At 71.4% G+C, this 12,897-nt stretch carries 13 protein-coding genes; 6 read left to right on the forward strand and 7 right to left on the reverse strand.

Annotation, left to right across the window (positions count from 1 at the left end; all coding sequences use genetic code 11):
* The first annotated feature begins 30 nt into the window (after positions 1-30).
* Genes ACFWY5_RS43880 through ACFWY5_RS43890 form a run of 3 tightly spaced genes read left to right on the forward strand, consistent with a single transcriptional unit; the run spans position 31 to position 3,859 of the window.
* On the forward strand, positions 31-804 hold the full coding sequence (locus ACFWY5_RS43880; protein WP_379638385.1) for an ABC transporter ATP-binding protein: 774 nt from the start codon (positions 31-33) through the stop codon (positions 802-804).
* Positions 801-1,610, forward strand: coding sequence for an ABC transporter permease (locus tag ACFWY5_RS43885; protein ID WP_379638386.1), 810 nt, complete (start codon positions 801-803; stop codon positions 1,608-1,610). Before ACFWY5_RS43880 ends, ACFWY5_RS43885 begins: the two co-directional genes overlap by 4 nt.
* Positions 1,607-3,859 (forward strand): ATP-binding cassette domain-containing protein, encoded by a 2,253-nt coding sequence (locus tag ACFWY5_RS43890; RefSeq protein WP_379638387.1) that lies wholly within the window; start codon positions 1,607-1,609, stop codon positions 3,857-3,859. Before ACFWY5_RS43885 ends, ACFWY5_RS43890 begins: the two co-directional genes overlap by 4 nt.
* Here the strand turns inward: ACFWY5_RS43890 and ACFWY5_RS43895 are convergent.
* From ACFWY5_RS43895 to ACFWY5_RS43905, 3 genes are all read right to left on the reverse strand, one after another.
* Positions 3,849-4,883, reverse strand: coding sequence for a DNA polymerase IV (locus ACFWY5_RS43895; protein ID WP_379638388.1), 1,035 nt, complete (start codon positions 4,881-4,883; stop codon positions 3,849-3,851). The genes ACFWY5_RS43890 and ACFWY5_RS43895 overlap by 11 nt on opposite strands.
* 115 nt (positions 4,884-4,998) lie before the next feature.
* Positions 4,999-5,421, reverse strand: a complete 423-nt coding sequence (locus ACFWY5_RS43900; RefSeq protein ID WP_379622141.1) for a luciferase family protein — start codon at positions 5,419-5,421, stop codon at positions 4,999-5,001.
* A gap of 64 nt (positions 5,422-5,485) precedes the next feature.
* Positions 5,486-5,929, reverse strand: coding sequence for a MarR family winged helix-turn-helix transcriptional regulator (locus tag ACFWY5_RS43905; protein WP_379638389.1), 444 nt, complete (start codon positions 5,927-5,929; stop codon positions 5,486-5,488).
* A gap of 86 nt (positions 5,930-6,015) precedes the next feature.
* On the opposite strand from ACFWY5_RS43905, the gene ACFWY5_RS43910 reads away from it, so the two are divergent.
* Positions 6,016-6,873 (forward strand): alpha/beta fold hydrolase, encoded by an 858-nt coding sequence (locus tag ACFWY5_RS43910; protein ID WP_379622137.1) that lies wholly within the window; start codon positions 6,016-6,018, stop codon positions 6,871-6,873.
* Between the two features lie 52 nt (positions 6,874-6,925).
* On the opposite strand, the gene ACFWY5_RS43915 is transcribed toward ACFWY5_RS43910, so the two are convergent.
* From ACFWY5_RS43915 to ACFWY5_RS43930, 4 genes are read right to left on the reverse strand one after another with little or no spacing between them, the layout of a single operon-like run.
* Positions 6,926-7,969 (reverse strand): ABC transporter ATP-binding protein, encoded by a 1,044-nt coding sequence (locus tag ACFWY5_RS43915; protein ID WP_379622135.1) that lies wholly within the window; start codon positions 7,967-7,969, stop codon positions 6,926-6,928.
* Positions 7,966-8,784 (reverse strand): carbohydrate ABC transporter permease, encoded by an 819-nt coding sequence (locus tag ACFWY5_RS43920; RefSeq protein ID WP_379622133.1) that lies wholly within the window; start codon positions 8,782-8,784, stop codon positions 7,966-7,968. The genes ACFWY5_RS43915 and ACFWY5_RS43920 overlap by 4 nt, the downstream gene beginning before the upstream one ends.
* A complete protein-coding gene (locus ACFWY5_RS43925; RefSeq protein ID WP_379622131.1) occupies positions 8,781-9,692 on the reverse strand; it encodes a carbohydrate ABC transporter permease in 912 nt (303 codons plus the stop codon). The genes ACFWY5_RS43920 and ACFWY5_RS43925 overlap by 4 nt, the downstream gene beginning before the upstream one ends.
* Positions 9,689-11,041, reverse strand: a complete 1,353-nt coding sequence (locus tag ACFWY5_RS43930) for an extracellular solute-binding protein (protein WP_379622129.1) — start codon at positions 11,039-11,041, stop codon at positions 9,689-9,691. The genes ACFWY5_RS43925 and ACFWY5_RS43930 overlap by 4 nt, the downstream gene beginning before the upstream one ends.
* A gap of 172 nt (positions 11,042-11,213) precedes the next feature.
* Here ACFWY5_RS43930 and prcB point away from each other — a divergent pair, with 172 nt between their 5' ends.
* Both prcB and prcA read left to right on the forward strand, forming a co-directional pair.
* Positions 11,214-12,062 (forward strand): proteasome subunit beta, encoded by an 849-nt coding sequence (gene prcB / locus ACFWY5_RS43935; RefSeq protein WP_379622127.1) that lies wholly within the window; start codon positions 11,214-11,216, stop codon positions 12,060-12,062.
* A gap of 21 nt (positions 12,063-12,083) precedes the next feature.
* Positions 12,084-12,869, forward strand: a complete 786-nt coding sequence (gene prcA / locus ACFWY5_RS43940) for a proteasome subunit alpha (protein WP_379622125.1) — start codon at positions 12,084-12,086, stop codon at positions 12,867-12,869.
* Positions 12,870-12,897 lie beyond the last annotated feature (28 nt).

Consider the following 12,897-nt stretch of genomic DNA (forward strand, 5'->3'; position numbering starts at 1 on the left):
TATACATTGTCTAAATCGAAGGGAGGCCACATGACCGGCGAATCCGCACCGATCTTCGCCAGAGGGGTGCGCAAGCACTTCCCGGGCAACGAACGTCCCGCGCTCGACGGCGTCGACCTCACCGTCCGGGCGGGCAGGGTCTGCGCGCTGCTCGGCGGCAACGGGGCGGGCAAGACCACGATGATCCGCATTCTGACCACGCTGACCAGGGCGGACGCGGGCACCGTCCGGGTCGCAGGAGGCGACGTGCGGGCCGAGGGCACGCGGGTGCGGGCCTCGATCGGGCTCGTCGGCCAGTACGCGGCCCTGGACGAGGTGCTCAGCGCCCGCGAGAACCTCGAGCTGTTCGGCCGGCTGGCCGGGCTCGACCGCCGCCGCGCCCGCGAGCGGGCGGGTGAGCTCCTCGGTACGGCGGGCCTGCACGAGGTGGGCAGGCGCCCGGTGGGCTCGTTCTCCGGCGGCATGCGCAGACGGCTCGACCTGGCGACGTCGCTGATCACCATCCCGGCGGTGCTGTTCATCGACGAGCCGACCACCGGCCTGGACCCGCGGGCGCGCCGCGAGCTGTGGTCATCGGTCAGGGCGCTCACCGCCGCTGGCACGACGGTGCTGCTGACCACCCAGTACCTGGACGAGGCCGACGCGCTGGCCGACGACGTGGTGATCCTGCGCGAGGGCCGGGTGATCGCCGAGGGCACGCCCGGCGACCTGAAGAAGCTCGTCGGCGAACCGCGTATGGAGTTGCGCGAGCCGACGCTCGAAGACGTCTACCTGCACCTGCACGAGGAAGTGGCGGCCTCATGACGACGACGATCCCGGCGGCTCCGGCGCGGACCCACGTCTGGCGGGAGGCACTGATCCTGGCCGGCCGTACGCTGCGGCACTGGCGGGCGCGGCCGGTCGGCTTCGCGGTCCAGGTGTTCTTCCCGGTGCTCGTCATCCTGCTCATGGGCGGGCTGCTCGGCGGCGCGATCGCGGGCAGCGCGGCGCAGTACATCCTGTTCGTGATCCCGGGCGTGCTGGCCTTCACGATGTTGTCCGGCATCGAGACGACGATGATCGCGGTCACCACCGACGCGACCAGGACCGTGACCGACCGCTTCCGCTCGCTGCCGATCTCGCCGGGCGCGGTGCTGCTCGGCCGGGTGCTGGCGGACATGCTGACCTCGGCCGTCGAGCTCGTGGTGATCACGCTGGCGGGGCTGGCGCTCGGCTGGCGGTGGGAGAGCGGCATCCTGCCGGCGCTGGCGGCGTACGGGCTGCTGCTGTGGTTGCGGTTCGGGCTGCTCTGGGTCGGGGTGTGGGCGGGGCTGCGGGTGGGCTCCCCGGAGGCGGTCGGGGCGGTGCAACTGCTGTCGTGGCCGGTCGGGTTCCTGTCGACGGTGTTCGTGCGGCCGTCCACGATGCCGCCGTGGCTGGGCGCGATCGCCGAGCACAACCCGCTGTCGGCCACGGCCAGCGCGGTGCGCGAGCTGTTCACCGGCGTCCCTTTGCGGGGTCTGACCTGGGCGGCCGACCACGCGCTGCTGTTCGCGCTGGTGGGGCCGCTGGTGCTGGCCGCGGTGTTCTGCCCGCTGGCGATCCGCGCGTTCCAGGGACTGAGCCGATGAGCGAGATGATCCGGGTACGCGGCGCGCGGGAGAACACGCTCAAGAACGTCGACGTCGACATCCCCAAGCGCAAGCTGACCGTCGTCACCGGCGTGTCGGGGTCGGGCAAGTCGTCGCTGGTGTTCGACACGCTCGCGGCGGAGTCGGGGCGCCAGCTCAACGAGACGTTCTCCGCCTTCGCGCAGGGCCGCCTGCCCAGCTACGGACAGCCGGACGTCGACCACCTGGAGAACCTGTCCGCGGTGATCATCGTGGACCAGAAGCGGCTCAGCGGCGGCCCGCGCTCGACCGTGGGCACCGCGACCGACATCGGGGCGCGGCTGCGGCTGCTGTTCTCCAGGCTCGGCGAGCCGTCCGCCGGCTACTCCAACGCCTACAGCTTCAACGACCCCGCCGGGATGTGCCCGCTCTGCCAGGGGCTCGGGGTGGCGGCCACCGTGGTGGTGCCGGAACTCGTCGACGAGGACCGGTCGCTGGCGGAGGGGGCGATCAGGTTCCCGGCGTTCGCGCCCGGCCAGTGGATGTGGAAGGCGTACGCCCGCTCGGGCTTCTTCGACGTCGACAAGAAGGTACGCGACTACACCCCGGAGGAACGCGAGATCCTCCTGCACGCGCCCCCGGGAACGCTCAAACCCCCCGCGGGCATGGACGCCGTCGGCACCGCCTACGAGGGCGTGGTGCCCCGGTTCACCCGCATCTACCTGCAGAAGGAGCCGGAGTCGCTCAAGGGGGCGCAGCGGGAGGCGTTCGAGCGGATCGTGGCCAGGCGGCGCTGCCCGGAGTGCGCGGGCTCCCGGCTGGCCGCACCGGCGCGGGCCAGCCGCATCGCGGGGCGTTCGATCGCCGACTGCAACGCGATGCAGGCCGACGACCTGCTGGCCGTACTCGGGGAGTTCGACCGTCCCGAGGTGGCGCCGCTGGTGGCCGTGCTGCGCGAGCACCTGAGCCGGATGGTCACGCTCGGGCTGGGGTACCTGAGCCTCGGCCGGGCCACCTCGACGCTGTCGGGAGGGGAGTCGCAGCGCGTCAAGATGGTGCGCCACCTGGGCAGCGCGCTCAGCGACATGCTGTACGTCTTCGACGAGCCGACCGTCGGGCTGCACCCGCGCGACGTGGACACGCTCGGCGCGATGCTGCTGGCCCTGCGCGACCGGGGCAACACGGTGATCGTGGTCGAGCACGCCCCCGAGATCATGGCGATCGCCGACCACTGCGTCGACATGGGCCCCGGCGCCGGCGGCGCGGGCGGGCAGGTCGTCTTCGAGGGCACCTACGAGCGGCTGCGCCGGGCGGACACCCCGACCGGCGCCGGTCTGCGCGCCGACCGGGTCAGGCGCGGCGAACCCCGACCGGTGAACGACTGGATGGTCATCGAGCACGCGTCCACGAACAACCTGCGCGACGTCACCGTCGGCGTCCCCCGCGACGTGCTGACGGTCGTCACCGGCGTGGCCGGTTCCGGCAAGAGCAGCCTCATCCTCGGCCACCTGCCCGCCGCCGCCCCGGACGCCGTCGTGATCGACCAGCGGCCGATCCGCGGCTCGCGGCGCTCCAGCCCCGCGACGTTCACCGGCCTGCTCGACTCCATCCGCCAGATCTACGCCCGCTCGACCGGCCGCCCGCCGGGCCTGTTCACCCCCAACTCGACCGGCGGCTGCCCCGGCTGCGAAGGCACCGGCCTCATCTACACCGACCTGGCGTTCATGGAAGGAGTCACCACGCGCTGCGAGACCTGCCGCGGCCGCCGCTTCACCCCGGAGGCCCAGCTTCACACGGTCGGCGGACGCTCGATCGCCGACGTCTTCGAGATGAGCGTCACCGAGGCGCAGGCGCACTTCCCCCAGAAGCCGGTACGCGACACCCTCACCCGCCTGGCCGACGTCGGCCTCGGCTACCTCACCCTGGGCCAGCCCCTCACCTCCCTGTCAGGAGGCGAACGCCAGCGGCTCAAGCTGGCCGCCGAACTGGCGGCGCCGGGCCGTACCCTCATCCTCGACGAGCCGACCACCGGCCTGCACCTCGCCGACATCGATCACCTCGTCGCGCTGCTGGACCGCATGGTGGACGCCGGCTCGACCGTGGTCGTCATCGAGCACAACCTGGACGTGGTCCGCGCCGCCGACTGGATCATCGACCTGGGCCCCGAGGCCGGGCACGACGGCGGCCAGGTCGTCTTCACCGGCACCCCGCGGTCGATGATCGAGTCGGCCGCCACCCACACCGCCCACCACCTGCGCCTCAGCGGCTGACGTACTCCACGCCCACGCCCAGCAGCCGCACCGGCCGGTCCAGGGTGAAGCGGCCGAGGGCGGCCAGGGCGGCGGCCTCGATGGGAGCCGGGTCGACGGTGGCCGCGGCGAGCTTGGTCTGCCGGGTCTGGGTGATGAACGGGGCGAAGCGCACTTTCACCGTCACCCGGATGACGGTCCGGCCCTCGCCGGCGGCCTCGGCCGCGAGGCGGCGGGCGAAGGCCGTCACGTGCTCGCGGACGGCGGCCGGATCGGTGAGGTTCGTCGTGAACGTGCTCTCGTGGCTGTGGCCGCGAGGGACCCACGGGGTGTCGGTCACGGTCGTCTCGCCCTTGCCGAGCGCGAGGTAGCGCAGCCAGGGCCCGTTCGTGGGGCCGAAGCGCCCGGCCAGGCCGGCGGGATCGGCGGCGGCCAGGTCGGCGACGGTGTGCAGGCCCAGGTCGGCGAGCTTCTTGGTGGTCTTGGCGCCGATGCCCCACAGCGCGGAGGTGGGGCGCTCGCCCATCACCTCCGTCCACTGCTCGGTGGTGAGCTGTGAGACCCCCTGCGGCTTGCGGAACTGGGCCGCCAGCTTCGCCTGGTGCTTGTTGTCGCCGATGCCGATGGAGCAGGTCAGCCCGGTCTCCTCGGTGACCGCCCGCTGCAGCGAACGGGCCAGCGCGAACGGGTCGCCGGTGCGGGCGCCGATGAACGCCTCGTCGAGCCCCCACACCTCCAGCGTGATCGGGAAGGCCCGCAGGACCTCCATGACGCGGGCGGAGGCGGCCTCGTAGGCGGGCATGTCGCTGGGCAGGAACACGCCGTCCGGGCACTTGCGCAACGCCGTGCGCATGGGCATCCCGGAATGCACGCCGTGCTCGCGGGCGGCATAGGAGGCGGTCGCCACGACCGTGCGGGGGACGGTCGGATCGCCGTTGCCGCCCACGATGACCGGGCGGTCCCGCAGTTCGGGGTGCCGCAGGATCTCGACCGACGCCATGAACGAGTCGAGGTCGAGATGCAGGATCCAGTCCCTGGTGGACACCCCTCCAGTATCCCGCCTCACGACGTGCGGGGTCGCCGCGGGCCGTGCCGGCGCGCGGGGAACGCCTGCCCGCCGCACGTCCGGGAGTTCGCGGTGAGGGTACGGCGGGCGGGGGTCAGGCCAGGGCCGTGCCGGCGGGCAGGCGGACCGGTTCGTCGCGGTAGAGGGCGGCCGAGCAGGGGGTGACCGCCTGGCGGCAATCGCCGCGGTCGCAGGCCTTGATGGCCACGCTGAGCAGGGTGAGCAGAAGGTCGGTGTCGTGTGCGGTGTCGAGGCGGATGCCGATCCAGTCCTCGCTGCGCCCGAACACGACCCGCTCGGTACCGGCCAGCGCCGGGTACATGCGGCAGATGGCCGGGCGGGTGAGACGGAGTTCGGCGTCGTCGTCGGCGTGCAGGTGGAGGATCTGGCAGGTGCCGGCGGCCACGCCGACTCCGCATGTGCAGTACGGGGCTGTCGCCTCAAGGCCGGGCCACTCGCGCAGGAGCGTCAGCACCCGGCCGGCCTGGGAACCCAGGGCGATGCCGCTTGCTCGCATGTGCTCATCGTCGTCCTCCGCGCACGCGGAGCAAAGGTGGATACCGCCAGGGTGTTCCCAATCGTTATGGAGCGATGCGCCGGGCGACCGCGATGAAGGCGGCCAGCTGTTCGGGGGAGAGCGCTCCGGTGAGGTGGCGGCGTACCGCGCCGAGGTGGACGGGCGCCGCGCGGTCGTACGCGCGGCGGCCCTCGCCGGTGAGCACGACGTCCTCGCCGCGGCCGTCGAGCTCGCACTTCTCCCGGCCGACGAGCCCGCGCTGCTCCATCCGGCCGAGCTGGCGCGACAGGCGGCTGTGGGCCCAGCGCAGGTGGCCGGCGAGGCCGCGCACGCGGATGCAGTGCTCGCCGCCCGAGAGCTCGGCCAGGGCGGCCAGCACGTCGTAGTCGGCCATCGACAGGCCGCTCGCGCGTTCCACGTCGCGGGCGATCTCGGCGTCGACGTGCAGGCGCAGGCGGCGGTAGGCCTCCCACGCCTCAAGCGCGGTCTCGTCCCTCGTCTCGGTCACCCCTGCAGTCTAGAGGGTTTTGGTGACATGTAACAGATCTTGAGATAGAGTTTCGTTACACGTAACGAATTGATGGGAGTGTGGGCATGGAACGCAGGCTGGCGGTCAACGGGGTCGAGCTGAACGTCGAGACGTCCGGTGACGCGGGAGACCCGGCGATCCTCCTGCTTCACGGCGCGGGGCAGTCGCTCGTGGCCTGGGAGGAGGAGTTCGTCGCCCGGCTCGTCGCGGGCGGGCGGCGGGTGGTGCGCTTCGACAGCCGTGACGCCGGCCGTTCGACCAGCTATCCGGCGGGCGAGCCGGCGTACGGCCTGAACGACCTCGCGGACGACGCCGCCGCGCTGATCGAGGCGCTCGGCCTGGACCAGGCCCACCTCGTCGGCATGTCGCAGGGCGCCGCCGTCGCGCAGCTGGTGGCGCTCGGCCACCCCGGCCGCGTCGCCTCCCTCACCCTCACCGGCGCCACCCCGGGCGGCCCCGGCCACGAGTCCCCCGACCTGCCGCCGATGGCGGACAGGATCCTGGCGCTGTTCGCCGGGGAGCAGCCGGAGCCCGACTGGTCCGACCGCGCGGCCGCGCTCGACTACCTGGTCGAGGGCGAGCGCCCCTACGCCGGGGCGGTTTTCGACGAGGCGGCGCTGCGGGCCATGGCCGCGCGGGTCGTGGACCGCACGCCGAACCTGGCCGCCCAGCTCACCAACCCGTTCCTCATCGACGCCGGCAAGCCGTGGCGCGAACGGCTCGGCGAGATCGCGGTGCCGGTGCTGGTCTTCCAGGGCGGTGACGACCCGCTGTTCCCACCGGGACACGGGCAGGCGCTGGCCGCGGCGATCCCCGGGGCGCGGGCGAGGGTGCTGGAGGGCGTCGGGCACGAGATCTTCCCCCGGCGCACCTGGGACGAGGTCGTCCCGGCGATCCTGGACCACACCGCCGCGCGCTCCTGACCCGCCGCGGCCGCCCATTCCTGGATCGCACGGCTTGATCCCGTGCGGGCGGTCAGGCGAGCAGCGCGCCGTCGCGGTAGACGAGCGATCGAGCCGGTACGGCCCAGCGTCGCACCCCCAGCGCCGGCTCAGTGCCCTCGGGCACGACCGCCTGCACCAGGTGGCCGCCGGACTCGAGCGTGACCAGCACGCCGGTGCCCAGGTTCTCCAGCACGGCCACGGTGCCCGGGATGCCGTCCTGGCGTTCGGTCTCCGACAGGCGCATGTATTCGGGCCGCACGCCGTACACGATCTCGTCGCCCTCGCCGAGACCGGCGGGAGCGGCGCGGACGGCGCCAGCGACACGCAGCGCGCCGCCGGTGTTCGTGCCGGGCAGCAGGTTCATCGGGGTGGAGCCGATGAACGAGGCGACGAACGTGGTGGCGGGCCGCTGGAAGATCTCGGCGGGGGTGCCGATCTGCACCATGCGTCCGGCCGACATGACGGCGATGCGGTCGGCCAGCGCCAGCGCCTCGGCCTGGTCGTGGGTGACGAAGACCGTGGTGACGGCCAGTTCGCGCTGCAGGCGCTTGAGGAACGTGCGCGCCTCCAGGCGCAGCCGGGCGTCGAGGTTGGACAGCGGCTCGTCGAACAGGAACGCGGCCGGATGGCAGGCGATCGCGCGGGCCAGCGCCACCCGCTGCTGCTGGCCGCCGGACAGCTGGGCGGGGCGGCGGTGCAGCAGGTCGGCCAGCGACAGGCGGCGGGCCACCTCGGCGGCCTTGCGCACACGTTCGGCGCGGGGGACCTTCTTGATGCGCAGCGGGTAGGCGATGTTGTCGGTGACGTCCATGTGGGGAAAGATCGCGTAGTCCTGGAAGACCATGGCGACGTCGCGGCGGCCCGGGGGCAGGCGGGTGACATCCGCCTCGTTGATGCGGATATTTCCTGCTGTGGGGGTTTCGAGACCGGCGATCGTCCGCAGCAGCGTCGTCTTGCCGCAGCCCGACGGGCCCAGCAGCGCGAAGAACTCGCCGTCGGCCACCGTCAGGTCGATCGTGTCCAGGGCGCGCACACCGCCGGGGAACACCTTGGTCAGGCCGTGCAGCGAGATCACCGCTTGATACCTCCGTGGAAGCGGAAGCCGTACCGCTGGGAGACGAACAGGTACATGGCCACGACCGGCAGCGAGTAGAGCAGCGAGAACGTCGAGATGAGATCGAGCTTGGGCGCGCCGCCCTCGGTGTAGAGGGTGTAGAGGATCACCGAGCCCGGCGACTTCTCCGGATCGCGCAGCAGGATGAACTGGAACAGGAACCCGCCCCACACGCTGGCCAGCGCCCAGACGCCGATCGTGGCCAGGCCGGGGCGTACGAGCGGGACGGTGATGTGCCGCAGGATCTGCAGCGGCGAGGCGCCGAAGACCCGCGCGGACTCCTCGTAGGACGTGGGCGTCTCGTCCATGAAGTCCTTGAGTATGAAGATCGCCGCGGGCAGCAGGCCGCCGGAGACGACCAGAATGACGCCCAGATGGGTGTCGATGAGGTTGAGCCGGGTGGCCAGCTCGAAGATCGGGACCATGGCCGCGGTCCCGGTGACCACGGACGACAGCAGCAGAAGCAGATAAAGGAGTACGTCCCTGCCGGGCACCGACACCCGCGAGAGCGCGTACGCGGCGAGCGCGGCCAGCACGACCACCAGCACCGCCGCGCCCCCGCCCTGGATCAGCGAGTTGCCGATGGAGCCCAGCGCGTAGGGGTTGTCGAGGATGGCGGCGAAGTTGGCGAGCGTGAACTCCGGCACCGACGTCGTGATCGTGGGGGAGGCGTCGAACGGCGCCGCGGCCAGCCACAACATCGGCAGCGCGAACAACGCCAGGACCAGCGCGACGAAGACCGTGGAGACGAGCCTGCCGACCGTGTGCCTGATCATGCCGGTGGCCCTCCCGCGGCGGCCGTGGCCTCCTGCCGCCGCCGCCCGCGCAGCAGCCGCAGGTAGGCCAGCGCGAAGACGAGGTTGATGAGCAGGATGAGGAAGGAGACCGCGGCGCCGACGCCGAGCTCGCCGCCGCGCAGCGCGAGGTTGTAGACGTAGATCGGCAGGATCTCCGAGCGGCCCTCGGGCCCGCCGCCGGTCAGGACGAACGGCGTGAAGTCGTTGAACGTCCACAGGCTGATCAGCAGCAGGTTCGTCAGCACGTGCCGGCGGATGAGCGGGAAGACGACGTCGCGCAACTGCTGGAAGACGTTGGCGCCGGCCAGGCGGGCGGTCTCCAGGTGGGAGGGCGGCACGTTCTCCAGCGCCGCCGAGTACAACATCATCGAGAACGCGGTGCCCCGCCAGGTGTTGAAGATGATGATCGACAGCAGCGGGTGGTCCAGCAGCCACGCGAACCCCGGCGTGCCGAGCAGCGCGTTGAGCGTGCCGTCGTCGCGGTCGAGCAGCGCGAACCACAGGAACCCCACCACCGTCGACGGCAGGATCCACGACAGCAGCACCACGCCCTCGACCAGCCGCCGCACCGCCCCGCGCCGGGAGCGCAGCACCCACGCGAGCGCGAACCCGAGCCCCGCCTGGCCGATCACGGCCGAGCCGCCCACGTAGGCGACGGTCAGCCACAGCGAGGACAGGAAACGCGGGTCGCCGAGCGCGGAGGTGTAGTTCTCCAGCCCGACCACCTGCGGGTCGGCCGCCTGGAGCCCGGTCAGCCGGTAGTCGGTGAGCCCCAGGTAGATCGTCCAGAGCGCGGGGAAGACGAGGAAGACCGCGACGAGCACGAGCGCGGGCAGCACGAACGCGGTGGCCCTGGCGCGCCCGAGCCCGGCGGCATCGGTGATCATCCCGCGATGTTGGCCGCGCCGCCGACCAGCCGCTCCAGCTTGGTCTGGTACGCGCCCGCCGCCTCCTCGGGCGAGGCGCCCGCCACGACCGCGGCCGTGGCCTCCTGAAGCGCGACCGACACCTGCGGATAGACCGCCAGCGGCGGCCGGTACGCCGTGATCGGCAGGACCTCCTCCGCGATGTACCTGAGCATCGGGTCGACCGTCAGCACCTCGGAGTTGACGTCGTCGCGGGCGCTGATGCGCACCTGCCCGGCCAGCTGCGACTTGGTCGCCGCCGCCGAGTGCATGAACGCCAGCAGCTCCCAGGCCAGCTTCGGGTTCTTGGAGAAGGGGTTGAGCACCCGTACCGCGCCGCCGGACATCGAGACGAAGTCCTGGCCGCGGATGCCGCCGCCCGCCTGCCTGGCCGGGATCTTGGCGTAACCGACGACCGCGTCACGCTCGGCCATGGGCGCCACGCCCGCCTTCGGCTCGATGACCGAGCGCCAGAAGTAGTCGCTCTCCGCCAGGATCGCGATCTTGCCCTCGGCGAACTGGGCGAAGGACTTGTCGCGGCCCTTGGCCTCCTGCTGCAGCTTCGGATCGCCCAGGCCCTTGGAGTAGATCTGCTGGTAGAAGCCGAGCACGTCCTTCATCGCCTGGGAGGCGCCGGTCCACTTGCCGGTGGTGTAGATCTCCGAGCCGGCGCCGGTCAGCAGCGGCAGCGCGCCCTGCATGGTGGTGGCCTCGCCCATCGCGGTGCCGGCGTTGATCTGGATCGGCACCGGCACCCCGGCCGCCTTGAGCCTGGTCCCGGCGTCGATGATCTCCTGCCAGCTCGCCGGCCGCCACGGCTCCGGCAGGCCCGCCTTCTTGAACAGCGTCCGGTTGTAGAACAGCACGCGGCCGTCGGTGCCCTGCGGGAGCGCGTACTTCTTGCCGTCGAAGATGCCGAGCCCCTGTACGGCCTGCGGGATCTGCGACCAGCCCTCCCAGCCGTCCACCGTGGGCCCGCCCACCTCCGCCAGCGGCTTGATGTAGCCGGCCTGCGCGAACTCGCCCACCCAGATGCCGTCCAGGTCGATGACGTCGGCGCCGGTCTTCGACTTGAGATCCAGGGCGATCTTCGTCTTGTACTGCTCGTCCTCGACGCCGCTCGGCTGGAACAGCACCTTGACGTTCTGATGACTCCGCTCGAACTCGGGGATCACCCAGCTCCGGATCCAGTCGGCGCTCTCGGAGTTCTTGCCGCCGGAGATCGAGTTGGCGGCGATCGTGAGGGTCACGCTCCCGGGGCTCGACGGCCGGCCGGTGCCGCAGGCGGCGAGGGCGAGGAGGAGGGCGGCGCCGATGAGCACAGGTCGCATGTCGGCCTCCAGTTGAGGACGTGCAGACATACCGACAATCGCACGACCCGACCCGGGCGTAAAGAAACGATCTGATGAACGGTTCGCCCTGAGCTGATCGTGGGAAGTGCATGGGGCAACGCAACATGAGTAGGGTCTGGCTAGAGGTAGTGACGTTTGAGGAGGGAGTCGCGTGGCATCGCACAGGGATCTGCCCGCCGGCTTGGTTGACCGATTTTTCGTGAACTCGGGGAGTTCGTCGTTCACCGAGTTCGTCAGCTCGCACGCCCCGGAGTTGCTCCCGGTACGCGGCGAGATCCTGGCCACCCCCATCGGCGACCAGGTTCCGCACGCCACGACGATCGTGGCGGCCACCTTCGCCGGCGGCGTGGTCATGGCCGGAGACCGGCGGGCCACCTCGGGGAACATGATCTCGCAGCGTGACGTGCAGAAGGTGTTCCGCACCGACGACTACTCCGTCATGGGCATCGCGGGCACGGCGAGCACCGGCATCGAGATGGCCCGGCTCTACCGCGTGGAGCTGGAGCACTACGAGAAGATGGAAGGCCGCACGCTGTCGGTCAACGGCAAGGCCAACCGCCTGGCCACGATGATCCGCGGCAACCTCGGCATGGCGATGCAGGGTCTGGTGGTGGTGCCGCTGTTCGCCGCCTACGACCCCGACAAGGACGAGGGGCGCATCTTCAGCTATGACGTGGCGGGCGGGCCGTACGAGCGGGAGCGTTTCGACGCGATCGGCTCCGGCTCCATCTTCGCCCGCGGCTCGCTGAAGAAGCTCTACCGCGACGGCGCCGGCGCCGACGACACCGTGATGACGCTCATCCAGGCGCTCTACGACGCGGCCGACGACGACTCGGCGACGGGCGGACCCGACGTGACCAGGAAGATCTGGCCCATCGTGTCGGTGATCGACACCAACGGGTTCCGCCGGCTCACCGACGAGGAGGTCTCCGGATACGTCGAGCAGATGCTCGAAGCCCGGTTGATCTCCCCCGACGGCCCCATCGCCCCGCTGCGCTAGAAAGGAACACCTGCGGTGTCCATGCCTTTTGGATATGCCTCCCCTGAGCAGATCATGCGGGACAAGGCGGACTACGCGCGCAAGGGCATCGCGCGGGGCCGCTCGGTCGTCGTACTGCAGTACGAGGACGGCATCCTGTTCGTCGCGCCCAACCCGTCGCGGGCGTTGCACAAGATCAGCGAGATCTACGACAAGATCGGCTTCGCCGCGGTCGGGCGCTACAACGAGTTCGAGGAACTGCGGCTGGGCGGCATCCGCTACGCCGACATCAACGGCTACACCTACGACCGCTCCGACGTGACCGGCCGCGGCCTGGCCAACCTCTACGCCTCCAACCTCGGCCGGATCTTCACCGAGTCGATCAAGTCGCTGGAGGTCGAGGTCGTGGTGGCCGAGGTCGGCGAGACGCCCGACGGCGACGCCATCTACCGGCTCACCTTCGACGGCTCCGTCTTCGACGAGCACGGCTTCACCGTGATGGGCGGCCAGGCCGAGGCCGTCTCCGGCCGCCTGAAGGAGCGCTACCGCGAGGCGATGCCGCTGGCCGACGCCCTTGAGGTCGCGCTGGTGGCGCTGACGGAGCCTGGTGGCGAACGGCCGCCGGTGGCCCAGCTCGAGGTCGCGGTGCTGGACCGCAACCGCGAGCACCGCAAGTTCCAGCGGCTGACGGGGGCGCGCCTGGAGCGCATCCTCCCCGCCGCCCCGCCCACCCCGCCCGCCGCCGCCACAACGGAACCCGACGACGCCCCCACCGGCCCGCCGACGGGCCCGGACGGCGACATCGACGACGGCTCCTCACCCCTGTAGCGACCTGGGGCCATGGGCTCCACGGTTT

Origin of the sequence: Nonomuraea sp. NPDC059007 (genome assembly GCF_042740555.1) — a bacterium.
In the GTDB taxonomy this organism is placed as follows: Bacteria; Actinomycetota; Actinomycetes; order Streptosporangiales; family Streptosporangiaceae; genus Nonomuraea.